The sequence below is a fragment of the Streptococcus infantis genome, assembly GCF_001579645.1.
In the GTDB taxonomy this organism is placed as follows: Bacteria; Bacillota; Bacilli; order Lactobacillales; family Streptococcaceae; genus Streptococcus; species Streptococcus infantis_E.
Genome location: NZ_LQZF01000198.1, coordinates 1 through 398 on the forward strand (window position 1 = coordinate 1; position 398 = coordinate 398).

Genomic DNA, 398 nt, shown 5'->3' on the forward strand with positions numbered 1-398 from the left:
TTCAGAATCAGCATCAACAAGCGCATCAGAATCAGCAAGCACATCAGCTTCTGAATCAGCAAGCACAAGCGCATCAGAGTCAGCATCAACGTCTGCTTCAGAATCAGCATCAACAAGCGCATCAGAATCAGCAAGCACATCGGCTTCTGAGTCAGCAAGCACAAGCGCATCAGAGTCAGCATCAACGTCTGCATCAGAATCAGCAAGCACATCAGCTTCAGAATCAGCATCAACAAGTGCATCTGAATCAGCAAGCACATCGGCTTCTGAATCAGCATCAACAAGTGCCTCTGAGTCAGCGTCAACAAGTGCATCAGAATCTGCAAGCATATCAGCTTCTGAATCAGCATCAACAAGTGCCTCTGAGTCAGCGTCAACATCAGCTTCTGAATCAGCAA

1 pseudogene is annotated in these 398 nt (G+C 47.2%); it reads right to left on the bottom strand.

Annotated features, from left to right (window positions below):
- A pseudogene (locus SINDD18_RS11050) lies at nt 1-398 on the bottom strand (MSCRAMM family adhesin SdrC); the annotation flags it as partial.